Annotated in this window: 22 protein-coding genes; 6 read left to right on the forward strand and 16 right to left on the reverse strand. The window is 73.2% G+C overall.

Features of this window, described 5'->3' with window-relative positions; genetic code table 11:
- Positions 1-267: 267 nt before the first annotated feature.
- Both QU602_RS14405 and QU602_RS14410 read right to left on the reverse strand, forming a co-directional pair.
- On the reverse strand, positions 268-918 hold the full coding sequence (locus QU602_RS14405) for a spermidine/putrescine ABC transporter substrate-binding protein (RefSeq protein WP_308797148.1): 651 nt from the start codon (positions 916-918) through the stop codon (positions 268-270).
- A gap of 92 nt (positions 919-1010) precedes the next feature.
- Positions 1011-1481: a DUF6121 family protein gene (locus tag QU602_RS14410; protein ID WP_308797149.1), complete on the reverse strand. Its 471-nt coding sequence runs from the start codon at positions 1479-1481 to the stop codon at positions 1011-1013.
- A 670-nt stretch (positions 1482-2151) separates the two neighbouring features.
- Here QU602_RS14410 and QU602_RS14415 point away from each other — a divergent pair.
- Together QU602_RS14415 and QU602_RS14420 are read left to right on the forward strand one after the other, a co-directional pair.
- Positions 2152-2781 carry a hypothetical protein gene (locus tag QU602_RS14415; RefSeq protein WP_308797150.1) on the forward strand — a complete coding sequence of 210 codons (630 nt, stop codon included), beginning with the start codon at positions 2152-2154 and terminating at the stop codon, positions 2779-2781.
- Positions 2781-3623 carry a hypothetical protein gene (locus tag QU602_RS14420; RefSeq protein ID WP_308797151.1) on the forward strand — a complete coding sequence of 281 codons (843 nt, stop codon included), beginning with the start codon at positions 2781-2783 and terminating at the stop codon, positions 3621-3623. The genes QU602_RS14415 and QU602_RS14420 overlap by 1 nt, the downstream gene beginning before the upstream one ends.
- Before the next feature lie 75 nt (positions 3624-3698).
- Here QU602_RS14420 and QU602_RS14425 read toward each other — a convergent pair whose 3' ends face one another.
- Positions 3699-4031, reverse strand: coding sequence for a hypothetical protein (locus tag QU602_RS14425; RefSeq protein ID WP_308797152.1), 333 nt, complete (start codon positions 4029-4031; stop codon positions 3699-3701).
- Positions 4028-4333, reverse strand: a complete 306-nt coding sequence (locus QU602_RS14430; RefSeq protein ID WP_308797153.1) for a hypothetical protein — start codon at positions 4331-4333, stop codon at positions 4028-4030. Before QU602_RS14430 ends, QU602_RS14425 begins: the two co-directional genes overlap by 4 nt.
- Before the next feature lie 87 nt (positions 4334-4420).
- On the opposite strand from QU602_RS14430, the gene QU602_RS14435 reads away from it, so the two are divergent.
- Positions 4421-5044, forward strand: coding sequence for a TNT domain-containing protein (locus QU602_RS14435; protein ID WP_308797154.1), 624 nt, complete (start codon positions 4421-4423; stop codon positions 5042-5044).
- Positions 5045-5148: 104 nt separating this feature from the next.
- Here QU602_RS14435 and QU602_RS14440 read toward each other — a convergent pair whose 3' ends face one another.
- Positions 5149-5931 carry an alpha/beta hydrolase gene (locus tag QU602_RS14440; RefSeq protein WP_308797155.1) on the reverse strand — a complete coding sequence of 261 codons (783 nt, stop codon included), beginning with the start codon at positions 5929-5931 and terminating at the stop codon, positions 5149-5151.
- Between the two features lie 68 nt (positions 5932-5999).
- Between QU602_RS14440 and QU602_RS14445 the strand changes: the two genes are divergently transcribed.
- Positions 6000-6647 carry a winged helix-turn-helix transcriptional regulator gene (locus QU602_RS14445; protein WP_308797156.1) on the forward strand — a complete coding sequence of 216 codons (648 nt, stop codon included), beginning with the start codon at positions 6000-6002 and terminating at the stop codon, positions 6645-6647.
- Between the two features lie 35 nt (positions 6648-6682).
- Here the strand turns inward: QU602_RS14445 and QU602_RS14450 are convergent, their stop codons facing one another.
- The 10 genes from QU602_RS14450 to QU602_RS14495 form a co-directional block, all read right to left on the reverse strand.
- Positions 6683-7219, reverse strand: coding sequence for an Imm61 family immunity protein (locus QU602_RS14450; RefSeq protein ID WP_308797157.1), 537 nt, complete (start codon positions 7217-7219; stop codon positions 6683-6685).
- Entirely contained in the window at positions 7216-7515 is a 300-nt protein-coding gene (locus QU602_RS14455; RefSeq protein WP_308797158.1) for a hypothetical protein, read from the reverse strand. Before QU602_RS14455 ends, QU602_RS14450 begins: the two co-directional genes overlap by 4 nt.
- Positions 7512-8108 carry a T6SS immunity protein Tdi1 domain-containing protein gene (locus QU602_RS14460; RefSeq protein WP_308797159.1) on the reverse strand — a complete coding sequence of 199 codons (597 nt, stop codon included), beginning with the start codon at positions 8106-8108 and terminating at the stop codon, positions 7512-7514. Before QU602_RS14460 ends, QU602_RS14455 begins: the two co-directional genes overlap by 4 nt.
- A complete protein-coding gene (locus QU602_RS14465) occupies positions 8105-14416 on the reverse strand; it encodes a glycohydrolase toxin TNT-related protein (protein WP_308797160.1) in 6312 nt (2103 codons plus the stop codon). The genes QU602_RS14460 and QU602_RS14465 overlap by 4 nt, the downstream gene beginning before the upstream one ends.
- 75 nt (positions 14417-14491) lie before the next feature.
- Positions 14492-14803 carry a WXG100 family type VII secretion target gene (locus QU602_RS14470; RefSeq protein WP_308797161.1) on the reverse strand — a complete coding sequence of 104 codons (312 nt, stop codon included), beginning with the start codon at positions 14801-14803 and terminating at the stop codon, positions 14492-14494.
- A gap of 1 nt (position 14804) precedes the next feature.
- On the reverse strand, positions 14805-15458 hold the full coding sequence (locus QU602_RS14475; protein ID WP_308797162.1) for a WXG100 family type VII secretion target: 654 nt from the start codon (positions 15456-15458) through the stop codon (positions 14805-14807).
- A gap of 64 nt (positions 15459-15522) precedes the next feature.
- Positions 15523-15816 carry a WXG100 family type VII secretion target gene (locus tag QU602_RS14480; protein ID WP_308797163.1) on the reverse strand — a complete coding sequence of 98 codons (294 nt, stop codon included), beginning with the start codon at positions 15814-15816 and terminating at the stop codon, positions 15523-15525.
- A 319-nt stretch (positions 15817-16135) separates the two neighbouring features.
- A complete protein-coding gene (locus QU602_RS14485; protein ID WP_308797164.1) occupies positions 16136-16750 on the reverse strand; it encodes an FHA domain-containing protein in 615 nt (204 codons plus the stop codon).
- Positions 16751-16928: 178 nt separating this feature from the next.
- Entirely contained in the window at positions 16929-21260 is a 4332-nt protein-coding gene (locus QU602_RS14490) for an FtsK/SpoIIIE domain-containing protein (RefSeq protein ID WP_308797165.1), read from the reverse strand.
- Positions 21261-21282: 22 nt separating this feature from the next.
- Entirely contained in the window at positions 21283-22368 is a 1086-nt protein-coding gene (locus QU602_RS14495) for a hypothetical protein (RefSeq protein WP_308797166.1), read from the reverse strand.
- 167 nt (positions 22369-22535) lie between these two features.
- On the opposite strand from QU602_RS14495, the gene QU602_RS14500 reads away from it, so the two are divergent.
- Together QU602_RS14500 and QU602_RS14505 are read left to right on the forward strand one after the other, a co-directional pair.
- Positions 22536-23114: a hypothetical protein gene (locus QU602_RS14500; protein WP_308797167.1), complete on the forward strand. Its 579-nt coding sequence runs from the start codon at positions 22536-22538 to the stop codon at positions 23112-23114.
- On the forward strand, positions 23111-23878 hold the full coding sequence (locus QU602_RS14505; RefSeq protein WP_308797168.1) for a hypothetical protein: 768 nt from the start codon (positions 23111-23113) through the stop codon (positions 23876-23878). Before QU602_RS14500 ends, QU602_RS14505 begins: the two co-directional genes overlap by 4 nt.
- 164 nt (positions 23879-24042) lie before the next feature.
- On the opposite strand, the gene QU602_RS14510 is transcribed toward QU602_RS14505, so the two are convergent.
- Positions 24043-25320, reverse strand: coding sequence for a hypothetical protein (locus QU602_RS14510; RefSeq protein WP_308797169.1), 1278 nt, complete (start codon positions 25318-25320; stop codon positions 24043-24045).
- Positions 25321-25337: the final 17 nt, after the last annotated feature.

Here is a 25337-nt window from a genome sequence, read left to right on the forward strand (position 1 = left end):
GCCCCGCGAGACTCGCGGAGCCTTCGTGTGGTGGGTATGCCGTGGGGGTGTAAACCCTGGGCGGGATGCCCTGGTGTGCGAAAGGTTGAACGCCGGCGTCGTACCCGGCATTCCGACGAATCGGAGTCCGGGCACAGCGCAAGCGCGCGGCTACGCGCACACCCGATCAATGGTACTTCCCCGCGGGTGGGCGGTCAAATGGCGATCGGATGCCTCGGGCTCGCGTTCGCGGGCGGCGGAACGCCGCCGGGCCCCGCGCACGCCGGCTCAGGCGTGCGGCCAGCCCGGGGCATCCAGTTCGCGCTCGAGGTCGGCGAGCAGCTCGGCGACCTGCGGCTCGACCAGGCGCTCGACCGCGGCCCCGATGCGGCGCTGGTGATGGGTGAGCTCGGTGCAGATGCGACGGCCCACCTGCTTGGCGAAGTCGTCGGCGAGCCGCACTTCTTCGCGGAGCGCCTCCTTCTCTTCGGCGGTGAAGGGCCGCGGCGCGGGCTCGGCGGACTCGGCCGCGGTATCGGCCTCGAGGCCCGAGAGGGTGAACAGGAACGGCTGGTCGGGCACCGGCTCGGGGTCGAGCTCGAGGCCCCGGTACTCGGGGTCGAGCCCCTCGCCCGCGCGGTAGGGGCGTTTGGCCTTGCGCGCCTCGGCGAGCCGGATCTCGCGGTGCAGCATGGGGAGGTTCCGCGCGGTGTAGTCGTCGACCGCGTCGTCGATGATCGCCTTCATCCGCATCGAGAAGGCGTGCTGCACGGGGTGCGGGATGTCGACGTCAAGCCCCGCGGCGGCGAGGATCGGGGAGCCGAAGCAGCGCTGGCACAGGCGCACGCGCGCGCGATGGGTGCCGGGCCGCCACCGGGGCAGCCACTGCAGCCACCGGTCGACCTCGTGGCTCACGCGCGCCTCGATCGAGCCTTCCACGAGCACTCACCCTAGCGGCAGATATATCGCAGCGGGCGGAGGTTGCGGCCGAATGGCCGCGCGGATTCGCGGCGTGGTGACGTGGGCGGTGGCTACTCCCCCGGTCGCTCCCATGGCCATCGCGGACGCTCCATGCCCTCGACCCGCCCCCGCGCGACGACCACGGCGAGCGAGGCGATGACGGCCGCCGCGGCGGGCACGAGCAGCCCGAACCAGCCGATCCCGAGTCCGAGCCCGAACAGCACGCTCTCGAGCACGCCACCGGTCGTGCCGAGCACGTGGCCGATCATCGCGACCACGACGAACGCGAGCCAGCTCGCCGCGGTCGCGATCACGACGGTGCCGGCCATGCGCTGTGGCCGGCGCAGCCGGAGGCCGAGCGTCACCAGCACGGCCAAGACGGATGCCCCGACCGCAGCCGGCCCGACGAGCACCCCGGCGCGCGGATCGGCGACGACCTCGATGTCGAGCAGCAGGCTCACGAACCCGTACCCGCAGACGACCACCGCGAGGTACAGCGCGGTCGCGAACCCCGCGATCACCCAGGCGTTGCGTGCATCCATTCCTCCGAGCGTACGCGCCCACCTCATACACCCGCCTCACCCTGCCTCACCCACCCCAAGCGCCCGGACTCCATCTCGGCACCGCCGCCGCCACGCCCCGGCACGCCCCGGCACGCCCAATCGGTCACGCCCAATCCGTCACGCCCAATCCGTCACGCCCAATCCGTCACGCCCAATCCGTCACTCGCCCACTTCCTTGCTCAGGAAGCCCCGGCCGCGGTGCGGCGTGTCGGCACCCGACACGCCGCACCCATCGCCGTCGTTCCTGAGCAAGGAATGCAGCGATGAGCGGGACCGCCGCCGCAGACCTCGGGGCCCGAGGGCAGCGGATGCCGGGCGGGGCCCGAGGGCAGCGCGGGTCCATCCCGCGCGCCCTCACCCCGCTCCCGCCCCTCTCGGCTCCGACCCCCGGCCCGCTCGCATCCACACGCCATCCGCCGCTCGCCCACTTCCTTGCTCAGGAATCCCCGGCCGCAGTGCGGCGTGTCGGCGCTCGACACGCCGCACCCATCGCCGTCGTTCCTGAGCAAGGAATGCGCCGACGAGCGGGACGTCCGCCGTATACCCTCGGGGCCGGCGGTCGGTGAGACGCGGGGCGTGGGGCGGGGGCAGCGCGCGTCCGTGGCCGATACGCTCGAAGGCGATCATCGATCCTGACGAAAGGTCGCCCGTGCGCCCCGACGACGCCGTTCTCGCCGCCCAGCCCGAGGAGTTCCGGTTCGCCCGCTCGACCGTGAAGACGGTCGTGTACACGACGCTCGCGGTGCTCGCGGTGGTCGGGCTCGTGCTCGCGCTGCTGAACTTCGAGGCGATTCGCGACGATGCCGGCAACATGAGCGGGCGGCGCGCGGGGCTCAGCCCCGTCGTGGCCCCGGTCGTCGTCATCGGCGCGGCCTTCTTCGCCGTGCTCTTCGGGCTGCTGGCCTGGCGCGAGTCGTCAGGCTGGCGCCGGCTGCCCTCGGGAACCCCGCTCTCGGCGCGCCGGTTCACGGTCGCGGGCGGCGACGACGACGCCGCCGCCCTGCACGCACGCTTCGCGACCGGCGACCCCGCAGAGTACCTGCCGGTGCCGAACCACAAGAAGGGCGACATCGCGGTGCGCGTGTACCTCGCGAAGGCCGACCGGCTCGCCTTCGTCACGGTGCAGCGCGGCACGGGAGCCGACGCGCGCACCTGGCCGCTGATCACCCTCCGCGACCGTGGGTACGTGCAGCTGAAGAACCTGCAGCCGGCCGACTTCGGCCAGCCCGCGAAGAAGGCCGGCGCGGCCGGTTCCATCGACCCGTTCCTCCGCGGCTGATGACCGGCAGCGAGTCCGTCGACGGAACCGGCTGCGATCGCCTCGACGCAACGGCCGGCGAGGCCGTCGTCGGCGGACCGGCCGGCACGGGCCCCGCGGCGCGCCCCGCCGCCGGCGCGCCCGGCGCGCTGCGCTTCGAAGCGCTCGTCGATCGCGCGAAGACCGACTCCGGGCGACGCTGGAACGCCGGGTTCATCGTGACGGGCAGCCTGCTCGTCACGCTCGCCGCGGCCGGCATCGCGCTGCTGGTCGTGTCCGGCTTCGGCTCGTGGTTCACGATCGCGCTGGTCTCGGTCTTCGGCGTCGCCGCGGTGGGCATGATCGTGACCAGTGTGCTGCGCGGCCGGATCCTGCGCCTGCTTGCAGGCCCCGGCGCGGTCGCCTGCCGCGTGACGGACACCGGCGTGACGCTCGCGAACTCCCCCGAGATCGGCTGGGATGAGCTCGTCTTCATCGGCGTGCTGAACGACCGGCCGCGGACGAATCGGCTCAAGCGGGTACCGGTGTACGGGTGGGCCGGGCGCGCCGCGCTCAAAGCCGGCAACGGCACGATCCTGTGCGAGCTGGCCGTGCGCGACGGCGAGGCGTTGCGCGCGCGGTTCACGGACCGGGCCGGCGCGAAGCGCGTGAGCCTGTACAGCCGGTACGCCGACGGCGCGCGCCGCGGGCTCATCCCGCTGCTGCTCGACGCCGTGCTCTCCGAGGAGACCACGCAGGCCGTGGTCACGGTGCTCTTCGCCGAGGCCGCCGCCCGCGGCATCCCGCATGCCGTGCACGAGAACGCCTTCGCCTTCACCAAGTGGAAGGGCCCCCAGCTCGACCCGACCTGGCCCGCCCTCTGATCCCGGGGCGTCGTCGTCAGGATCTGTGGGTCGCCGGGCCCGGGCACCCGCGAATCGTGACGGGAACCGGTACGGCTACCAGCCGGGGCTGCCCTGGCACGCGACGCCGAGGCCGTTGAAGCCGATGTTCGGGTCTTTGAAGAGGCGCCACGCCTCGGCGGTGTCGCCGGCGCGCGCAGCGGCATCCATCTGGTGCAGGGTGGCGATGGCGATCGGATGCCACGTCAGGTAGTCGGCCTCGTCGATGCCCTCGGTGCCCGCGGCGAGCACCTGCCGCACGGCACCGATGCGCTCGACCAGGTCGGGCGCGACCGATGGCTTCATGGTCGCGAGGATGCCGGTCTCGACGAGTGCGAGCACCGGCTGGCGGAGTGCCTCGCAGCGTGCCGCGAGCGCGTCGCTGGTCACCGGCCGGCCGCCTCGGGCCGCACGAACTTCTCTTTCGGCGTGCGCTTGCCCGCGCGGAACGCCTCCAGCACGACGTGCGGCGCGACCGCGGATGCGGCGAAGAGCGCGCTCTCGTCGGCGGCGACGTAGATCGAGCCACCGCCGCGCGTGCCGCTCACGACCACGACCGCGTCGTCGTCGGGCAGCAGCCGGAACCCGGGGTCCACGTCGGGCTGGATGCGGCGGAACAGTTCGGTGCCCACGTCGATCAGGCGCTGCTGCTCGGCCGTGGGCTCGCCTTCGACGAACGCGCTCTCGGTCATGCGTCCCACTCTATCGACGACGGCGCCCCGAGACATGGGGAGGACTGCCCGTCGGAAACCTCCCACGCGACCAATACGCTTGGAGGCATGTTCGACGACCTCCGGCGCCAGCTCGACGACCGACGCGTGCCTCACCGGGCCGTACGCCTCCCGGGCGACGAGGCGCCCCCGCTCGAGGGCGCGCTCGCGATCGTGCCCGACGACGGCGGGTTCGACCTCGTGACGATCGACTATGGGCGCACGGTGCCGCTCGGACGGGCGGACGACGAGAGCTCGGCCGCGGCGCTGCTGCTCGACTACCTCGACCGTCCGCTGCCCGCGCCGCGGCGCATCACGGGCGACGAGTACCGCGCACTCGCGGCCTCGACCGCGGCCCAGGCCGACGAGCTGCGCCCGCGGCTCACCGAAGGGTCGCTGCTGATCCAGCTCCCAGCGGGGCTCGCGGTCGACCGCATCGGTGCGCTCGACGGCGTGATGCTCTTCCCGGCCGAGACCTCGGTCGAGGAGCGCGCGCTCCCCGCGACCGCGCTCACCGATGACGCGCATCTGCACCGCTTCCTCACCGCGGCCGACGTGCTCGTGCGGGCCGAGATTGTGGCCCCGTGGTTCGGTCAGCCCGGTGGTGGCGTGCGGTTCACGCTTGCCGAGGACTTTGTGGGTGTCCGCGACCTGGTGGTCGGCGGTGCCCTGGAGCGCGTCGAGGTCGACTGACCGCGTACTCGCGTTCCGCGTCGGGTCCGATCCGCACACGAGGCGCGAACGCATGAGCGCGTCGGTTCACCCGTTCGATGCCGGCGACGCCGTGTAGAACGCGGTCAGCACCGGTCCCAGGCGATCCGGGGCGGGAACATGCCCTGGGACTTCGATCGTCGTCCGCCGCGCGTCGGGCAGGTGTGCGGCGGCGACGTCGGCGGCGGCTCCGAAGAAGTCGACCGGCAGCCCCGCAGAATGCGGATCGACACTCGCGCCGGTGGTGAGGAGCACCGGCTGATGCACCTCTGCGAGCCGGGCAGCGGGGGTGGGCCGTCGCCGAGGCAGGCGGCGTCGTAGCGCAGCGTCGGCGCGAGCCCGCGCAACGCCGGCCAGACCGGTGCGGCTTCGGCGGCCGCGATGTCCCCATCGGACGAGCCGGCGAGTCGCATGAACAGGCGCAGCGCTTCGTCCCGGTCGTCGGCGTCGAGCGCCTCGGCGAGGGCGAGGGTGTAGTCGCGCCAGGCGGCGAGCATCTCGTCCCCGAGCAGGTATGGAACCTCGTGGACGCCGATCCGCCGGATCGGCACGCCGGCGGCCGCGGCCTCGAGCACGAGAGCCCCGCCCGAGGACGCTCCGAACACGTGCGCGGGTCCGCCGGTTGCGTCGATGACCGCGGCGAGGTCCTCGACCTCACGCTCGACGGCGTATGGGTCGGTGTCCCCGCTGTCGCCGCGCCCTCGGCGTCGATAGGCGACGACGGCGAACGTCTCGGCCAGGTGCTCCCCGAGGGGGATGTTCTCGCTGCCGTCGTCCAGCCCTCCGCTGACGAGAACCAGGGTGGGGCCGTCGATGCTGAGCCGGTCGTACCCGATCCGGGTGCCGTCGGCGGATGTCACGTGTGGCATACATTCGCTCCTTCGCGTTGCTCCTACTTTAGGAGTATTTGGTCGTGAATAGGAAGTACTATTGGGAGATGCGAACGTATCGCGACCTGTGCGGGATCGCTCGGGCCCTCGACATCGTCGGGGAGCGGTGGGCTCTGTTGGTGGTGCGGGAACTGCTGTTCGGACCGAAACGGTTCGCCGAGCTGCACCGTGGGTTGCCGGGCATGAGTCAGAACGTCCTGACCCAGCGGCTGCGGGACCTGGAGCAGGCCGACGTCCTGGTGCGGAGACGCGGCCTGCCGCCGTCCCCCGGTCTCGTGTACGAACTCACCGATCACGGCCGCGACCTGGAGCCGGTGCTGCTCGCGCTCGGACGCTGGGGCAGTCCGCTGCCGCCCGGCCCCGACTCAGCCGACGAGCTCAGCCCGGACGCGCTGGTAGTCGCGCTGCGCACCACGTTCGACGCGGCCGCGGTCGCCGGACTGCACGCGACCGTCCGGCTGGAACTGCCCGGCGACGCGTTCATGCTCACCGTCCACGACGGGCGATTGCAGGTCCAGCGAGGAGACGCGCCGGCCGATGCGGTGCTTGCCGCGTCGGTGCGCGTGGTCCAGGAGCTGGTCTTCGACGAGAGGCCGCTGCAGGATGCCGTCCGACTCGGGGACGCTCGCGTGAGCGGAGACCTTGCACGCATGGCCCGCATCCTCGCGAGCTTCGACGACCATCGCGGCTCCTGAGCTCGCCTGAGCCCGTCTGGACCCGGAACCGTCCGCTACGCGACCAGCGGAGGGACCGCGCGAGCCTTCGGATCGAGGAACGCCGCCATCAGCTCGGCCTCGGAAGCCCGCGCGAACCGCGCGAATCGGACCGCGTCGTTCGCCGCGGACGCACCCGACCAGAAACGCGCCGACAGCGTCGTTCCCGACTCGTCCCAGCGCAGCTCCACGGCCCCGGGCAGGTCCACGAGCTCGAACCCCGCGGGCAGGGCGGCACGATCGACCGGGACCTCGAACCTCGGTAACTGCAGTCGGTACCGCGCCGCGGCCCCCAACCGGAGCACGAGCGCGCGCCGCACCGGCGAGAGTGCGGTGCTCGACACCACGGGGCGGGCCTGTCCCCCGCGCTCGCTCGTCTCGAGCAGGAACTCGCCGTCCCGTTCGACGACGGAATCGATGAGCTCCATGTCGCTGAACCGGGCGAGCACGCCGGCACGCGGCGGCAGCGGCACCGTACGCGCCTGTTCGGCGAACGCGATCAGCGCCGGGTCGTCGAGCCCCTGCGCGTCGAACCCCTGCGCGTCCGTGTTCACGCGTCGCGCCGCTGCGCCGCGGCCGCGTCGAGGTCGGCGGCGGGCGTGCGACGACCCGAACGCCAGCTGTCGAGCATCGCATCGCGCGAGAGCGCCGACGTGCCGAACAGCAGCGTGCCGTCGTCGCCCACGAGGATCTGACTGCCGCCGAAGCCGAGCTGCCACACGTAGACGGCACCGTCGGCCGCGATCGCCTCGGCGCCGAACGGCAGGCCGGGGGTGAGCGCGTCGAGGTAGCCGCGACCGCGGGCCGCGAGGGTCTCCTGCTCGGGGGTCAGCTGCGAGGCATCCGTCATCGCCCGTCTCCTTCTCGAGGCGCCGCGGGCGCCAGCTCATCCAGGTCGCGCGGGGCGCCGCCCGTCTCCACGAGGAAGGCCAGGTGCTCCTTGAGCGGCCGGCGGGCCACATTGTCGACCGACTCGGACCCGCCCGCAGCGAGCGGCAAGACGAAGCCGAAGCACTCGTCGATCGCCGGCACGCCGAGCGCCGCGACCGCGTCGTCGTAGATGCTGCGCTGCAGCCTGGTCGAGTGCTCCTGCGGGTCTTCGAGGTCGGCGAAGATCATGCCGTTCGCCCGCTTCGCGAAGGTGACGTAGAAGCCGTACCGGAACATCACGAGGACGAACGCCCCGTCGTGGAGCACGACGAGGTCACCCCACGCCGTTGCGAACACCGGGAGTGCCCCGGGGTGCGACGGCAGCAGCGTGTCCATGACCGGCAGCAGAGTCGCCGGGTCGATCAGTCGCGCGAAGCCGTCGGCGCTGATCAGCGCGCCGTCGGCGGTCCAGGCATCCTCGACGCGCGCGGGCACGAGCTCGCCGTACCGTTCGACCACCTCTGGGGAGATCGCGCCGACGACCCGGAATCCCGGCTGGAAGTGCTCGTTCATACGACCTCTTCGATGATCACGTTCATGTGGATCGAGTCCCACATCGATGCTGGCACACGTTCGAGGATCGCGAGGACCTGCTCCTCGATCCGCGGCACGAAGTCGCGCTGGAAGATGCCGCCGATCGCTTGGTTCTCGGCGCCGCCATTCATGCCGCTGAGGTCGGTCGGGTCGCCGCCGGCGACCATGTCGAGCCGGTGGGTGGCGTTGAGTTCGGATGCCTCGGCTTCCGCCTGTCGCTCGGCGTCGCGCCGGCTCATCGGCGGATCGGCCTGCGCGAGCTGCTCGATGCGCGCGTCGATCCAGTCGTTCCGCATCTGCTTCTGCGCCGCGGTCGAACCGCTCACCCGCCGGTAGTCCTCGGGGTGGTTGATGAACGCGACGCGTCGCTCCATCCATTCGGTCAGCGTCATGTCGTTGAGCACGCCGCTCGCGTCGCGGAACTGCAGGTCCATCTCCGCGGGGTCGCAGTTGGCGGGGCACGCGGTCTGCAATTCGAGCGGCTCGGCGATCACGAGGCTGCCGTCGGGACCCATCGCGAGCACCGGCGGGTTGCCGGTGGTGAGACGCTCAAGCTCGGCGAATTCATCGGCCGTCGGGCCGTCGGCGAAAGGATCGGCGGTGCGGGTGTGGTCGACGTACTGCTCGAACCGTGAGGTCAACTGCTCCTCGCGCCGGTTGAGTGGCGAGCGGGCGGGGTCGCCGCCGAACTCGGCGCTCGGCGTCGCAGAGCCGGTCGCGGCGGTGCCGCCGGGCGTGGTGGTGGCGCCGGGCGTGGTGGTGGCGCCGGTCGCGGCGGTGCCGCCGGAGAACGCGGGCGGCGGGCTCACCGGGTTCCAGACCACGCCGAGGTCGGGCAGGACCGTCGCCGGGCGTGCCGCGCCGTTCGGGGTCTCCACGCCGTTCCCGAACGAGGACCACGGCTGGAGCTCGGGCGTGACGCCGGTCGCCGCTTCGACCACAGCGGGGTGGAAGCCCGCGTGACCGAACCGCACGTCGCCCATGGCGGGCGGCCAGCCCTGAGCGACGCCGGTCTGCGGGTCGAGGGTCAGGATGGTCCCGTTGTGGTTGTACGCCACGAACCAGTGGCCCATGCCCGAGTTGCGGACCACACCGACGACGGTGTGCGAGCCCGGGCCGAGGTGCAGCAGCGTGGCTTCGATCTGGCCCGGCGTGAGCACGACCTGGGGCACGCCGGTGTCGGCCTCCATGCCCCCGACATCGCGCGAGCTCACGTCCGCCTGCGCGGTCGGGTCGCCGCCGCGCAGGATGCTGTTGAGCGTCGACGCGGTGGAACCGCAGTTGACCGAGAACGGCGAGTGGGGGTCGCCCGTGAACTCCGGGTTCACGTTCCGGTCCGTGACCACCTGCACGACGTCGTCGCCCGGCATCGTCGAGGCGTTCGCGCCGGGGTCGATCGGCAGCGACACCGGGTCCGGCTGCGCGGGTGCGGATGCCGGCGGCGTGCTCGAGGCCGGGTCGTCGGCGCCGAACGCGGTCTCGGTTCCGGGCGTGTCCGCGGCGGTCGGGGCGGTGGTGCCGAACTCGGTCGTGCCGGCCGGGTGCGCCGGGTCGATCGGATCGGTCGAGGTGCCCGGGTCGGCCGAGGTTGTCGTGGCCGGATCCGCGGAGGTCGCAGGCGACGTCGGCGAGTCGGCCGTCGTGGCCGAGTCGGCCGTCGTGGCCGGGTCGGCGGAGGTCGCGGGCACCGACGGCGAGGTGGCGGGGTCGACCGGTCCACTCGGCGTGGCCGGGTCGGCGGAGGTCGCGGGCACCGACGGCGAGGTGGTCGGGTCGACCGGTCCACTCGGCGTGGCCGGGGATGTCGCGTCCGCCGGGACGGGCGACGGGTTCGATGGAGCAGACGGGTTCGAGCCCGAGGCCGGGTGCGAGCCTGCCGGCGGACCCGCACGGTCGGGGTGCGCACCGGCCCCCGCCCCGAGCCGGCCCGGGTCGGGCAGCGTCGGCGTGTACTGGCCCGCTGCTCCGTCGACGTCGGTCCGCGTGAGCACGCCCGCGTCGATGAGCTGGTCGACGGTCATCGGGCGGCCGCTCGGGTCGAGCACGCGCACCTGGAGTCCGCCCCCGGGGTGGCCGAACGCGGGCGCGATCTCGGAGACCTCGACCCGTACGCCGGGCGGCAGGTTCCCGCCGAACTCGTAGATCGAGTACGGGTCGCTGAGGTTGCTCGGCGGCAGCGACCGATGCTCGAAGGGCGTACCGGGCAGCGAGAAGAACCCGCCGCCGGGGCCGCCCATGCGGTCGAGCTGGTCGCCGTAGTGGGCGATGAACTGGTCGAGGTCGTCGAACTCGACGAAGGAGCCCTCGGTGCCGCCATCGTTGCCCGGGTAGACCGGGAACCCGTCCTCGTTCGTGTACCGGGACTCCCACTCGGCGCGCGTGTAGGGCGTGCCGTCATCGGCACGGCCGTATGGGGCGTCCGGGTCGGTGATCAGGTGCGAGATCTCGTCGGGAACCGTGCCGGGGTGCGCGAACGGGTCGGCGAGCGAGCCGCTCTCCCCCGGGGTGCGCACGTCGCCGTAGTTCGGATCGAGCGGGTTGTGGGTGACGCGGTCCTCGACGCGTTCCCAGCCCGGGCCGTGGTCGGCGCCCGAGAGCACCGGGTCGCCCATGGACTCGTCCCAGGGCGTGGGCGCCGGGTCGGCGTCGGTGCCCGACCGCGACGGGTCGACATCAGTGGCCGGCGACGTCGTGCCGTTGGACCCGAAGCCCGGCTCGGATGCGGACGGGGCCGTGACGTTCGGCGTGGCCGGGGCGGCGGGCGCGCTCGGCGCAGCCGGGCCCGAGGCCGGCGCCGACGGGGCACCCGGCGTGGTCGGGGCGGCCGGCGCACCCGGGGCCGTGGCGCTCGGCGCCGCCGGCGCACCCGGCCCACCCGGCGCACCCGGGGCCGTGGCGCTCGGTGCCCCCGGCGCACCCGGCGCACTCGGGGCGGTGGCGCTCGGCGCCGCCGGCGCAGCCGGCGTCGTCGCGTCCGGCACCGTGGGCGCGGTCACCGCGACGTTCGGCTGGATCGCGGTGGGCTGGGCCTGGTCGGGCTGCGACGCGTCAGGCTCGGTCGCGTTCGGGTCGGCCGCATCCGGCTCGGTCTTCGGCGGGTTCGGGTCGACGACGTCCTCGGGCCGGATCGACGCGTCCCAGTTGGTCGCATTGGGCTCGTTCGGCGGCCACGGGCTGCGGTCGCCGGTCTGCGCGTCGAGGACCCAGACCTGGTCGCCGTCGAAGTAGGCGTTGAACCAGTGGCCGTCGCCGGACGACCGGTCGATGCCGACCACGCAGTGCGAGCCCGGGCCCATCGCGCGGAGCGACGCCTCGACCCCCTCGGGGCTCATGGGGGTCTGCGGGTTCCCCGTGCGGGCCACCATCTCGGCGGTCGAGAGCGTCGAGCCGCCGGGCGCCTCCGACACGGGGTGCCCCGTGAGGAAGTCGTTGAGGTTCGACGACGTGTGCCCGCAGTTGGTCGCGAACCCGTTCGACGGGTCGCTCCAGTCGAAGTTCGGGTTGATGTCGGTGAGCGCCTGATCGATCTCCTCGATCGTGCGGCTCGACTCGTTGTTGGCCTGGCCGTCTTCGGCGGTCGGCTGGTCGCCGTTCGGCTGGTCCGCATTCGGCTGGTCCGCGTTCGACTGGCCGGATGCCTCGGGCGAGGCGCCGTCGGGCTGGCCGCCGTCGGGCGGGCTCGTGCCGTCGGCCGGGCTCGTGCCGTCGGCCGCGCTCGTGCCGTCGGCCGCGCCGGTGCCCGGTGCGTCGGCGGAGGGCGAGCTGGGTGTGGCGCTCTGCGGCTTCGGCGCGGTCGGCGCGCTGCTTCCTCCCGTGGAGGGCGTCAGGAACGAGGGCCGTGCGACGGCCGCGATTCCGGCTGCGGCGGCGCCGCCGACGACGGCGAGGTCCTCGGGCGCAGGTGCGTCGGCACCGTCGGGGTTGGTGCCATCCGTGTCGGGGTTGGTGCCCTCCGCATCGGGGTTGGTGCCGTCCACGTCAGCGGCCGGACCATCGGCGTCGGTCGACTGCGTGGGCGAGGTGGGCGCGTCGGCGTCGGCCGACGGTGCGGAGCTCGCGGAGGAGGGCGACGTCGCACTCACCGGGACACCACCGGCCGGGGCGTCGGCGCTCGGAGCGGTCGGCGCGTCCGCCGAGGGAGCGGACGGCGCGTCCGCGGACGGCGCCGAGGGCGCATCGGCTGCGGGCGCGCTGGGCGCGTCCGAGCTCGGGGCAGACGGCGCATCCGCACTCGGCGCACTCGGCGCATCCGCAGACGGCGCACTCGGCGCATCCGCAGACGGCGCACTCGGCGCATCCGCAGACGGCGCACTCGGCGCATCCGCAGACGGCGAACTCGGCGCATCCGCAGACGGCGCACTCGGCGCATCCGCAGACGGCGAACTCGGCGCATCCGCACTCGGCGAACTCGGCGCATCCGCACTCGGCGAACTCGGCGCATCCGCACTCGGCGCACTCGGCGCATCCGCACTCGGCGAACTCGGCGCATCCGCACTCGGCGAACTCGGCGCATCCGCACTCGGCGCACTCGGCGCATCCGCAGACGGCGAACTCGGCGCATCCGCACTCGGCGCACTCGGCGCATCCGCTCCCGACGGGATGTCCGGCGTGCTCGGCGCGCTCGGCGCGTCGAGCGTGACGCTGCTGCTGTCTGGGCTCGACGGGAGGTCGACCGAGCCGCCGCCGTCGCCCGCCGACGAACCGCCCGCGTCGCCCGCGCCGGGCGTCGGTGCGTCACTCGACACGTCGACGGCGCCGCCGCCGCCGGCCTGGCTGGATCCGGCACCGCCGGCACCCGGGGTGGGCGCGTCGTTGGAGACGCTGACCGCGGAGCTCGGCCCGGCGCCGTTCGCCGCGTTCGCACCGGTGCCCGAGGCGCCGGGGATGCCGCTGACGTCGGGCCGCGCGCCCGAACCGCCGGGGCCGCCGGCCGCGCCCGGCCCGCTCGCGCCGGAGGGCGACCCGGCGCTTCCGCCCGGGCGACCCGAGAGCGCACCGCCGAGCAGGGCGCCCGCGGCCATCGAGCTGAGCGGACTGAACGGCGTACCGTTCAGCGACGACTCGGCGAAGCCGCTCGCGAGGCCGTCGATCGCACCGCCGCCGGTCTCGACGCCGATGTGCGTGACCCGCCGGATCACGTTGTTGTTGACGCCGTTCGTGAGCAGGCGCCCGCCCGCACCGGAGACGGCGCCGCCCGCGCCGCCGCCGATCGCCGACGACAGCGCGGCGTTCAGCACGTTCTGCGGCTGGTAGGTCGGGTCGAGCGCGCCGCGGACCGTATTGAACGACACGGTCGTGATGCCGCTCGCGAGGCCCGCCGAGAGCGCCTCGCGGGCGACCCGGATGCCGCCGCGGATCGCCATGCGCGCGGCGCGCAGCGCCATCATGATGAGGGTGCGGAGCTTGCGGCACAGCGCGGCGATCTTCAGCGCCCAGCGCGTGACCGTGAACATGATCTTCGCGGCCATGGCGGCGGCGCCGGCACCGAACGTCACCGCGCCGAGGAGTGCACCGATGCCGATCTCGAGCGCGATCTCGACGGCCATCTGCGCGACGAACCAGCCGATCTCCTCCCACGCCTTGTCGACCGCCTCGCGCATGCCGGCCGCGAAGCCCGCCATGGAACCGGCGCTCTCGGCCACCCGGCCGAGCGACGTGCTCAGGGAGGCCTGGCAGGAGAGCATCTTGCCCTGCTGCGGCAGGGTCATCGCCGAGACGTTGGTAAACGCCGAGTCGATGCGCCCCTGCGCGCGGCCGAGCGCCCCCGACAACTCGTTCCACGCGGACTCGGCGGTCGAGAGCTTGCCCCGGTCGGCGGAGGGCAGCATGACCCCGAGCGTCGCGAGCGCGTCCTTCAGGAAGTCGCCGAACTCGCCGAGCGGACCCTCAGGGCCCTTGCCGAGCGAGGACGCCACCGATGCCGTCGGCGGCACGATCGTCGGGTTCTCCTCGGGGATGCCCGACGACGCCGCCGGCTTGAATGCGCCGACCAGCTGAGCGCCGTCATACGCGCGGCCCGAGTTGCCGAGCGCGGCGTCGACGATCCGCAACGAGTTGGCCACGCCGAGCGCGGCCTTCAGCACGTCGACGGCGTACGTGTCGTAGCCCGGCTCACCGTCCTGGCCGTTGGCGAAGACCTCGGCGGACTCGTCGTCACCGGCCATGCCGCCGGTTCCGCCGAGCGCCGACTCGCAGGCCCGAGCGGCCTGCGAGATCGTCTGCGCGATCGAGTGCAGTGCGACGCCATCGGCGGCGAGCCGTGCGGCATCGAGCTGGACCTGCGACATGGGTCGTCTCCCGGAGGGTCGTGTCGGAAAGCTGGGGTGAAGCGGGGCGAGGTGTGCGAGGCGAAGCGGTGCGCGTTACGCGCTGAGGCCGCGCTGCAGATCGGACCACGCCGTGTCGAGCGACTCGATCGTCTCGGTGTACGCCTGGTGCGCACCCTCGACCTGGTCTTGCAGCGCTTCGGCGGCCTGCGTCATCGCCTCGGCGCCGAGCTGCCACTTCTCGAACATGCTCAGGAAGTTCGCCATCGCGGGTCCCTGCCACTCGGCGGGGAGCATGTAGGCGAAGCCGCTCGCGCCCTGCTTGAGCGCTGAGCAGTACGTGACCAGCTCGCCCAGCATGTCGGCAAGGGCCTTGAGGTCGGCGGTGTCGGCCTGCTGTTCGGCCATGTCACACCTCCCTGCTGATCACGGCCGGCTGGGCCTCGAACGTCGGCACGCCGTCGGCGGTCGGTGCCGCTCCCGACTCGCCGCCGGCGCCGTCGGAGCTGTCGGAGCCGTCGGAGGCCTCCGTGCTGTCGGCGCCCTCGGCGCCCTCGGCCTCGGCGTCGGCATCGTCACCGTCGGCGGGGCCCTTCGACTGCTGGCCGGCCGACGGCCGGCCGAGCGCGCCGCCGAGGAACGCGGCGCTGCCGCCGCCCGCCTCGTCACGACCGAAGAACTCGGCGATGTCGTCGGCTCGTTCCTCACCGCGGTCCACCTTCGCGCCGAGTGAGCCGGACGTCGCCTTGATCGCGGCGACCGACTGCACGCGCCCCGTGAACGAACGCTGCGTGCTCGACTCGTTCGTGGTGTAGGAGCCGTCGGCCGCGATCAGCCCGGCCTGGAGCGATGCGAGCGACTGTCGCACGAAGCCCGCGGTCGACATGAACGTCGCCCAGCCTTCGGCGAAGCTCTCCGCGTCCTCCCCACGCCAGGTCACGTCGACCGTGCCCTTGACCTGTGCGTCCACCGTCGACAGGTTCGTGTCGAACGTCGACAGCACCGTGCCGAGCAGCGCCGAGACCTCGCTCAGCGCGGCGGCGCGGACTCTGAATGAGACCACGAGCTCCCCTTCTCACCGAGGCCGGCGACCATGCGCCGCCGGCCGTGCCGATCCAGCTGGAACGTCAGCCGTTGAACGTGCCGGCGATCGCGTTCTCGCTGTCTTCGTACGAGAGCGCGGCCTGGTTGAGCAGGTCGGAGATGCCCTGCAGCGACTCCTTGAGCTGGAGACCAGCCTGGTCCCACTGCGAGTAGAGCTCGTTGAAGCTCATCGACGCGCTGCCCTGCCAGTCGCCCGAGATAAGCCCCTCGACCAGCGACTTGAGGTTGGACAGCTGCGATTCGATCGACTGCGAGCCGCTCGAGAGCTGCCCGGCGACGCCGGCGAGCGAGTCGGATGTGACGCGGATCTCCGCCATGGTTTCCTCCAGAGATGGATGCCGGTTGGAAGGGAAGTAGGGACTGCCCTCCGGATAGCTCACACGTTACCGGCTTCCCCGCGCGGGGCCGATGGGGAGAACTCCCCGTCTGGATCTGGTAATGCCAGACGGGCCGCCGTCGCGCCACTTCCGGCGCCTGTGCGCCAGCCAAGATGGCGCAGAGCGCGGCGAAGTGGCGCGGAGCGCCGAGGCATCCGCTCAGGCGGAGCGCCGAGGCATCCGCTCAGGCGGAGCGCCGAGGCATCCGCTCAGCCGGAGCGCCGAGGCATCCGCTCAGGCGGAGCGCCGAGGCATCCGCTCAGGCGGAGCGCAGCTCGAAGCTCAGGTCGCCCAACCAGACGGTGTCGCCGACGGCCGCAGGGACCCGCGTTCCCGCCGCCTCGAGCGGCGTCACTGCGCCGCCCCGTTCGAGCCGCGACCCGTTCGCCGAGCCCGCGTCGCCGATGAGCACGACCCCGTCAGCCACCTCGAGGAAGAGGTGCACGCGCGAGACCGACCGGGTGTCGTCCTCGACCTCGACGGCGCGAACGCCCATGGCGAGGGCGGTGTCTGCGGGCTTCCGGCCGATGACGGCGGCCCCGGTGACGACCACACGCTGCCCGGTCGAGAACGCCAGCTCGACGCGCTCGATCGGTGCGGCGGTCTGCGTCGCGACCGGGGCGGGAGCCGCCTCCCGCGCGGCCTGCTGCTGCCAGGGCAGCGTGCGCGGCAGCGGCACGGGCTCGACCGAGGCCGGGCGGGCCGCCGGCGGAGCATCCGTTCGCGGTGCCGCAGCCTGTTCGCGGGGCCGCGCGAACTGCGCGGGCACCGGCGGCCGCAGCGGTTGCTGCGGGATGAGTTGACCGCACTCGACGCAGTACATGCTGTTCGGCTGCAGCGTGGCATCGCAGTAGACGCAACGGGCAGAAGCCACAGAGAGGTCCCTTCAGGAGGAGTGTTCGCGTGAGTGAGCGCCGGGCCAGTCTAATCGCGTCGCGGAGGCACGCCTCCGCGTGCGGCGCGACGAGTCGTCGGGACTCCTGGACGACACGCCGCGCACCGACGTCCGAACGCGGCGCGTCGGTCGATCGTGCCGACGACTCGCGACGCGATCACTGCCGGATGTCGGGTACGCGCACGGGAAGCCAGCCCGACGAGGTCGTCAGCACCGCGGAGCCCGGCGTCCCGCGCCCGAGCAGGAACTTCGGGATCGGCGTGCCCACCGCCTGCGTGCCCATGATCGACGACTCGGGCCGGAGCACGAGCGCGCGTCGCGCGCGCTTCGCCTCGACGACCGGACCGCCGAACAGCGTCGACAGCGACTCGGAGTCGGCCGACACGATGAACGCCACGCGATGCTTCACGCCGGTCAGGGCATGCTCGATCGGCGCGTTCTTGAACACTTCGGCGTCATCGACCACGACGGTGACGAACTCGCCCACCCCGTCGAGCACCCGCTCCAGGTCGGGCGGCGCGGTGTCGCCCGCGGTGATGACCGGGACCCCGTGCCCCGCGGCGACCTCGGTCAGGATCGACTCGCGCGGCGAGACGACCACGAGCGGCGTCTTGCGCCAGGCCAGCTGGTGCACGATCGCGGCGAGCGCCGACGAACGACCCGACTTGCGTCCACCGGTCACGACGAAGCCGCCGTCGGCCGGCCAGTCGATCGTGAACCGCGAGAGCAGGTCGCCGCCCACGGCGACGACGGGCCCTTCCGGCGCGCCGGCCTCGCCGAGCGGGAGCTCGTACGACGCGGTGAGGGCGAAGTGGCCGGGCAGCGGGTCGACACGGAACGGCCGCGGCAGCTCCTCGAGCTGCGCGAACTGGTCGAAGTGGTCGCGCACCTGCTCGACGATGCGACGGAGTGCCGCGGTCTGCGCCTCGCCGCTGGTGTCGCGCACGAGGACCGCCAGTTGCGCCTCGGTGCCGGCGGCGCCGAACAGCACGCGGCCGGGCGGCAGGTCGGTGGGCACGTCCTTGGCGAGGATGCCCGCCGTGCGGTAGTCGGAGAGATCGCGCAACGGCAGCACGTACTGCTCGTCGATGAACGAGGTGATCTTGTCGCCCGAGATGCCGCGGTCGCCCGTGAGCAGCACCCGGACACCCACGGCCGGTCCCTCTCGGAGCACCCGCATGAACTGGTCCCGGAACGTCACGAGCTGGTCGGCGTTCATGGTCGACAGCATGCGCTCCCAGCCGTCGACCGTGACGATCGCGTACGGCAGCCGGTCGGCCTCGGCGACCTGCGCCCGCTGTTCCGAGATGTGACCGACGCCCGCCGCGGAGAGCACCGCCTGGCGCCGCGCGAGCTCCTCGAGCAGCCGCTGCACGAGGCGCGGCAACCGGTCGGCGTCGAGCTGGGTGACGACCGCGCCCGTGTGCGGCGCGTCGACCAACGGGAGCAGGGCGCCGTTGCCGAAGTCGAGCACGTAGACGTGCAGGTCCGCCGGGGAGTACACCTGCACCAGCTGCGCGAGCACGGTGCGCAGGGCAGTCGTGCGCCCCGACATCGACCCGCCGATGAAGAGCAGGTGCGAGCCCGAGGGCAGCTCCCAGGTGAGGCTGCGTTGCGACTGCTCGCCCGGGACGTCCTCGAGCCCCAGCACGATCGCCTGGTCCGGCACCGGCTGATCCTGGAACTTCTCCAACGGCAGCACGGTCGGCAGCGGCAGCAACCACGGCGACGGGTTCTTCGGGATCCCGAGCTGCTGCGTCGCCGCCGTGATCAGGTTCACGAGCGCACGCAGGTCGGTGTCGTCGTGGTCGGTGTGCTGCGATGAAGACGAGGCGGCAGCCTTCGGGTACTTCAGCGGGTACCCGAGCCCGTCCCAGGTGAGCTCGGCCTTCCGCGGCAGCACCCGCACGGACCGCTGCACGCCCGGCCGGATGCCGGCGACGCGCGCCGTCTGGAACGCGACGGGCGCCGCCGAGGGGCCCGTGCGCACGTAGCCGCGACCGGGCGTCGACGGGCTGATGAGCGCGGCCTCGCCCGAGCCGAGGATGTCGGACGAGTCGGTCCGGTCGGTGACCCGCAGCGCGACCCGGAGGTTGATGTTGGACTGCATCTCGGGCGTCACGACACCGGCCGGCCGCTGGGTGGCCAGCACGAGGTTCACGCCGAGCGAGCGGCCGACGCGCGCGATGCGCACGAGACCGTCGATGAACTCGGGCAGCTCGGTGCGCAGCTCGGCGAACTCGTCGATCACGATCATGAGCCGGGCGAGGCCGCGCCGCGCGGCGGTGTCTGCGTCCTTCGCCCACGCCGAATCCACGTCTTTGGCGTTCATGTCGCGGAGCACCCGCTCACGGCGCTTCAGCTCGGCGTCGAGCGAGGCGAGGGCGCGCTCGGTCTCGCGCGCGTCGAGGTTCGTGACCATGCCGACGGTGTGCGGCAGCCGCTCGCAGTCGGCGAAGGCCGACCCGCCCTTGTAGTCGACGAGCACGAAGTTCAGCGCGTCGGGACGGTTCGCCATCGCGAGACTGATCACGAGCGCCTGCAGGAACTCGGACTTGCCCGAGCCCGTCGTGCCCGCGACGAGGGCGTGCGGCCCGTCACGGCTGATGTCGATCGCGAACTCGCCCTCGCCCGTGGCTCCGACGATCACGAACGTGTTGCGCGGCTGCGTCGACCAGCGGCGCACGATCGGCTCCGGGTCGTCGAGGTCGAGCTTCATGAGGTCGGCGTAGCGCACCGCGGTCGGCAGCATCGCGTCGTCGCCGACGCCGCTGACGTGCTTGATCGAGCAGAGGCTCCGCGCGATCTCGTCGCAGCGCGGCACGGACATGCCGTCGAGGAGCACCACGGGGTGGTAGTCGGTGCCGGTCTCGACCCGTGCGACCGCCGGGTCGGCCGGGTCGATCACGACGACGCTCTTCGCCTCCTCGGGCAAGCGTGAGCGATCCCGGTCGAGCGCCACGAGATGGATGCCGTGCGCGGCGCCGTGCTCGAGCAGCGGCACCATGCCCGGCAGCATCCGGTACTCGCGCGCACCGTCGACCACGACGAGGATGTCGCTCGGCGGCTCGGCGCCGCGATGCCCCGCGACGCGGATGCGGTGCTCGAGGGTGACGCCGAGCTCACGAAGGCGCTCGCGCCGGGTGTCGTCGGTGTTGCCGATCGTCGCCGGCGTGCCGGCGAGGGCCTGGGCGTGCGGCAGCCAGGCCGCCCAGCTCCACTCCCCCTCGGCGTCGTCGGGGCAGATGATCACGAGTTCGGCGTCGCGCGGCGAGCGCAGGGTGGCGAAGCCGGCGACGATGCTGCGGGCGACGCTTCGCGCCGCGTCGTCGGGCCCGGCGATGCCGAGCGCGCCGGCGCGCAGATCGGGCGCGACCGGAGCCGGCGCGACGCCGACGCGGCGCGGCGAGGTGCGGTCCTTGCCGCCGCCTTCGAACCGGACGTCGAGCGCGACCTCGGCGACGCCGACCCGCACCGCCATGGCGTCCGCATCGGCGCGGCGACGCTCCCAGAGCCGGCTGAGCGGCCGGATGGCGATGTCGGCGATGACGACCGGATCGGGCAGCCGGAACCAGGTCTCCAGCCGCTGCAGCTTCGCGAGCTCGACGATGCGGCGCTCGGCCGCGTGCACGTCGTCGATCCATTCCTGCTCGGTCTTCACGCCCTTCTTCTTCGCGAGGCGGCGGTTCGTGAGGAACGAGCCGATCACCATGATGGGGCTCGCCGCGGCCATGAGCAGCATGATGGCGCGGCCGAAGACCACGGCCATCGTCACACCGAGCACGACCGGGATGATCGCCGAGAGCCACGGCATGGGCGACTCGTCGGGGTCCTGCGGCTTGTCCCCGGGGAGCGCGACGACCGGCTGCTCGGCCGCGGGCCGGATGCGCGACGGGCGGTTGAACCCGCGGTCGCCGAAGGCGTCGGCGGTGAGGTCGGCGTCGGTCGCGGGCGCGATACCGAGCCTGAGCACGTTCGATCCGAGCTGCACGAGGTCGGCCGGCACGATCGTCGCGGTGCCGTCGACGAGTTCGCCGTTCACCCACACCTCGGCGCCCTCGACGGGCGCGACGGTCGCGGTGAGCGGCGCGATGCGGCCTTCGGCCGCGACCGCGTCTGCGATGGTCACGGTCGCGTGGACGGCGGCCAGCGCCGGGTCGGCGATGGTGAGCGTCGCGGATCCCCCGCTGCCGATGCCGACCGCCACGCCGCGGCCGACCGGGAACGATTCACCGGCGAACGGCCCGCCGACGAGCTCGAGACGGAGCGTGCCCGGCGCGAGATCGCCGGTCGTGCGCGCGGGAACGGCCGACCCCGAGCGCAGGGCGCTCTCGGCGAGTGGCGCCTCCGGCGGCGCGGCGTCGAGCGCTGCGGCCTCGACGCCGAGCGCGTCGGCGACCTCGCCGACCGTGGTGGCCTCGTCGGTGTCGAGCAGCCATGACCCCCGCGGGCCCTCTGCGACGTCGTCGAGCGTGAGTCGAAGGCTCATGTGTCCTGCCTCTCGTGGAACGTCATCGTGCCCCCACTCGGTCGAGCGTCGCGATCAGGGGGGTGAAGATACCGGATGCCTCGTGGTGCTCGGCCGGCACCGGCGGCACGAACCAGGTGACGATGCCCTCGTCCTGGCCGGACGGCGGCGCGGTCGCGGCCGGGCCGACGGCGCGCGGGCCGTCGGCGTCCTCGGGTATGAGTGTCACCGAGGCGGTCGCTTGTTCCCCGCCCGCGGCGAACTGCACCGAGAACTGGTCGACGACGCCCGACGGCCCGCTGTAGCTCGCGGCCTCGTCGTCGCACGACACCCGGCCGTGCACCGCGGCGCCGCACCCGACGAGCACGACGTCGTCGCCGGCGAGCGAGGTGACGAGGTCGCTGAGGTCGACGACGGCCGTCCCGTCGGCGGTGGCCGCCGCAACGAGGTCGATCGTCACGAGCGGCGCGACGGTGGACCGGTAGACCGCCGTGTGCACCGTCGCCCCCGCCGACCACGATCCGTAGTCGTCGGCGAACCGGAATCCGATCTCGGCGGGCCCGGAGTATCCCGCCGATGCGCGGAAGACCAGGTGGGTGGGCGTGGCCCACACCGAGCCGGCGGCGGCCGGATCGACGCCGAGCGCCTCGAGCCGGCCGCCACCGGCGCACACGACGCACTCGAGTCCGAGCTCGGAGACCGGCATGCGCAGCAGGCTTCCCGCCGCCACGGGCCAGACGGCCGCGGCGGGTCGAACAACCGGGATCTCGGGGCCTGCAAGCCGCACCCGGTAGCCGACGGTGGTCGACACCGCGTCGTTGGTCAGCGCCACCTGGATCACGACCACATCCGCATCGGGGTCGTACTCGGGCGCGGCGAGCGTGATGCGGGTCGGGTCGCAGCCCGTGACGAGCGGGCTGGCCGCTGCGACCGCCGCGCAGTCGGCGATGCGCCACGGCGGTGCCGGCTCGATCGACGCCTCACCGAGGTACGGGATCTCGACGTCGGCGGGGCTCGCGGGCTGCGGCATCGCCTCGGCGACGGCGCTCGAGGGCGCCGCACCGAGCGGGGCGAGCATGGCGAGCACGGCGAATGCGGCCGTCGCCGCGCGCCGGACCAGTCCTGCCACCGTGCCCCCACCCTCGTCGCGAATCCGCCCGGACCCACCGATATAGCATGGTACGCGGTCGATCTGCCCGGTCGACGCCGACCGGCCAGTCGACGGTGACCGGCCAGTCGAACGTGAACGATCAGGCATACGTGCACAGGCCAGGCAACCATGGGAAGGGACCAGCGATGACCGACGGCGCCGCGCCGCCCACCGTGCCGCCTGCCGCGGCCGGGCGCATTCCGCAGACGCTCGTCGGCCGCGCCCCGGGTCAGCCGTCGCTCGGCGCCCACGCGGGCGGGCGCGCGCTCGGCGCGGGGGCATCCGTACTGCCAGAGCTCGCCGAGGCGCCGCAGCGCGAGCGCCCGTGGTGGCGGCACCCCGCCTTCCTCGTGTCCATGATCACGACCGTGCTCGCCCTCGCCGCAGCGCTGACCTGGTGGATCATCACGACCATCAACGACGACTCGGTCCGCGTCGGCGGGTTGTCGCTGGCGATCGAACGCGGCAACGCCCATCTCGATTGGGACGGCCCCGACGCCGCATACGCGCTCTACGCCGTCGCCGCCGACGGCTCGGCCACCGACCTCACCCAGCTCGTGCGCGGCACCGAGGCATGGGTGCCGAGCGCGACGGGGTTCTACGACGACGCCACGTGCTTCGTGGTGCGGCCGGCGAACGTCGAGGCAGCCGTCACCCTCGACGCCGCCTCGCTCGAGGGTCAGCGCGCGGGCGGCGTGTGCGTCGCCGACGCGGCCACCTCATGATCGGCCCCGCGACGGTTCGGCCGGTACGCGGTCTGGGCATCGCACTCGCGGCGCTGAGCGCGGTCGCGCTGGCCGGCTGCTCGAGTCCGCCCCCCGCGCCCTCGGCGCCGCCCGGCATCGACCTCGAGCAGTTCGACGGTGCCGACGGCAACGGTCTGTGGCTGCTCGGCGGCGACGCCGCCGAGCGCGAGATCCTCGACGCCGTGCGTGCGGGTGGGCCGGTGCGCATCACCGGCTCGTTCACCGAGCTCGTCCAGCCCGACCCCGAGAGCGAGCCAGTACGCGGCCGCACCGTGACCGTCGACTTCCACGGCCGCGCCGACGCCTTCACCGCCGGCGTCGCGGCGGGCGATCAGCAGCTCACCGTCGTGGTCGACGACGGCACCACCCGCGTGCGCGGCAATGCCGCGTTCGCCGCGACGGTCGGTGCACCCGAGCTCGCCGAGGTGGTCACCTGCACCGTCGGAAACGATCCGACGCTCGAACGCTGGTCGCCGCTGTTCTCGCCCGCAGCGCTCGTCGAGGACCTGCTCGCCCACGTCGAGCTCGGGGTCGCCCCGCCCGACGGCGAGGGCGACACGCTCGAGGTGGTCGTCGGCACCGAGGGCTCACCGCTCGGGGTGCTCGCGGTCGAGCGCTTCGGCGCGCCACTGCCGCGGGCGTTCACGGCGGCGGATGCCTCGGGCGACGGTTCGTTCGCGTTCGCGGAGTGGGGCGTGGCCCCGGACCTCGACGCGGCCGCCGCCGCCCTCCCCTGCCCCTAAACCCCGGCCGACCCGCGACGCGTGGCGAGTCGTCGGGAGGATGCGCCGACACGCCGTCGATCGCCGGCGGGGATCGGCGTGTCGCAGGATTCTCCCGACGACTCGCAGCGGACGACGCGCAGCCCGCCGACTCGCAGCGGACGACGCGCAGCGGGCGACGCAGGTCAGCGGGCGACGGGGCGCGGGCCCGCGGCGAGCTCGCGGTCGTACGCCTCCATGGCGAGCCGGTTGCGTTCGGCGACGCCGCGACCGCGCTTCGCGATCCAGCCGCCGAACCAGATCGGCACCTCGCGCGCGATGACCCCCGCGACGATCGCGAACGGGTCGAGCCAGCGGCTGTTGACGAAGTCGATCGCCTGCTGCTGGGTGAGCTCCCAGGCGTTCACAGTGAGCAACGCTGCCCCGATGTACGAGAAGTACACGAGGACGCCGACCAGCAACCCGAACACGGCGTACATCCACCAGGCGCCGCGGTTCACGATCACGACGAGCAGCGCGAAGCCCACGAACGTCGCGATGACGGGCACCCAGTAGATCGGGCGGGTCAGGAACTGCAGGAACAGCTCGGTGGCGTCGCCGCCGGTCTGGCCGAGGAAGAGCACGTAGGCCACGGCCGCATACAGCGCGGCGAACACCGCGGTGCCGATGAGGGCCACCAGCACGCCGAAGCCGCGATTGCTCTTGGCCTTCGGCGGGGTCGGTGCCTGCACGTAGACGGTCTGCGGCGTGTGCGCCTCGGGTGCGAGAGTCGCCGCACCGGCTGACGCGCCGACTGCGGCGGGCGGCACATAGGTCTCCCGGCGCACGGTGTCGGCGGCGACGGGCGAGGGGGTGTCATCGGTCTCGCGATCGGATGCCACAGCGTTCGCACGCTGCACCGCCGCGTCGAGCCGCGACTGCGAGTCCTCGGGCTGCTCCTCGACGGGAGCACCCGGGTCCGCCGTGGACGCAGCCGCGACACCACCGGCCGGGCGCTCAGCGGAAGAGGCATACGGCTCGCCCGGGACATACGGCGGCACGTCGTCGTCGGCGTCCGGCACGGACCGGCCAGCGCCGACCGCGGGCTCGACGGAGTCGGGAGCCTGCCGGCTCGGCGCGACCACCGGGTCGACCACGGCCGTGTCGCCGGGTTCGACCGGACCGGGTGCAGCGGGCGGCGTCGTGGTCGCGGGCTGCGCGTTCGCCGACGTGCCTGTGGCAGCGTCGGCCGGCCGGTCGTCCGCCGGCTCGATGAGACCCGAGTCGAAGACGGCGGTGTCGCCCTCCCGTGCGGCGGGCTGGTCGGTGCGCGCCGCCGGCGAGGCATCCGCCACCGGCTCGGCCGCCGGCGAGGCATCCGCACCCGGCGCCACCCGCTCGCCCGGCGTCTCGACCGCCGCGTCCGCCGCGTCCGCCGCGGTCTCGCGGTGCTCGTCGTCCCGTCCGTCGCCGGTGTTGCTCATGATCGCGCTCCTCTCGG

It is taken from the genome of Agromyces protaetiae, from assembly GCF_030866785.1.
Classification (GTDB): domain Bacteria; phylum Actinomycetota; class Actinomycetes; order Actinomycetales; family Microbacteriaceae; genus Agromyces; species Agromyces silvae.

What these genes read in the sequence shown, in the direction of transcription:
- QU602_RS14505 (WP_308797168.1), top strand. Translation starts at nt 23,111, where the DNA reads ATGATCGGCCCCGCGACGGTTCGGCCGGTACGCGGTCTGGGCATCGCA.
- QU602_RS14445 (WP_308797156.1), top strand. Translation starts at nt 6,000, where the DNA reads ATGCGAACGTATCGCGACCTGTGCGGGATCGCTCGGGCCCTCGACATC.
- QU602_RS14465 (WP_308797160.1), bottom strand. Translation starts at nt 14,416, where the DNA reads ATGTCGCAGGTCCAGCTCGATGCCGCACGGCTCGCCGCCGATGGCGTC.
- QU602_RS14470 (WP_308797161.1), bottom strand. Translation starts at nt 14,803, where the DNA reads ATGGCCGAACAGCAGGCCGACACCGCCGACCTCAAGGCCCTTGCCGAC.
- QU602_RS14500 (WP_308797167.1), top strand. Translation starts at nt 22,536, where the DNA reads ATGACCGACGGCGCCGCGCCGCCCACCGTGCCGCCTGCCGCGGCCGGG.
- QU602_RS14420 (WP_308797151.1), top strand. Translation starts at nt 2,781, where the DNA reads ATGACCGGCAGCGAGTCCGTCGACGGAACCGGCTGCGATCGCCTCGAC.
- QU602_RS14455 (WP_308797158.1), bottom strand. Translation starts at nt 7,515, where the DNA reads ATGACGGATGCCTCGCAGCTGACCCCCGAGCAGGAGACCCTCGCGGCC.
- QU602_RS14480 (WP_308797163.1), bottom strand. Translation starts at nt 15,816, where the DNA reads ATGGCGGAGATCCGCGTCACATCCGACTCGCTCGCCGGCGTCGCCGGG.
- QU602_RS14490 (WP_308797165.1), bottom strand. Translation starts at nt 21,260, where the DNA reads ATGAGCCTTCGACTCACGCTCGACGACGTCGCAGAGGGCCCGCGGGGG.
- QU602_RS14435 (WP_308797154.1), top strand. Translation starts at nt 4,421, where the DNA reads ATGTTCGACGACCTCCGGCGCCAGCTCGACGACCGACGCGTGCCTCAC.
- QU602_RS14460 (WP_308797159.1), bottom strand. Translation starts at nt 8,108, where the DNA reads ATGAACGAGCACTTCCAGCCGGGATTCCGGGTCGTCGGCGCGATCTCC.
- QU602_RS14510 (WP_308797169.1), bottom strand. Translation starts at nt 25,320, where the DNA reads ATGAGCAACACCGGCGACGGACGGGACGACGAGCACCGCGAGACCGCG.
- QU602_RS14410 (WP_308797149.1), bottom strand. Translation starts at nt 1,481, where the DNA reads ATGGATGCACGCAACGCCTGGGTGATCGCGGGGTTCGCGACCGCGCTG.
- QU602_RS14440 (WP_308797155.1), bottom strand. Translation starts at nt 5,931, where the DNA reads ATGCCACACGTGACATCCGCCGACGGCACCCGGATCGGGTACGACCGG.
- QU602_RS14430 (WP_308797153.1), bottom strand. Translation starts at nt 4,333, where the DNA reads ATGACCGAGAGCGCGTTCGTCGAAGGCGAGCCCACGGCCGAGCAGCAG.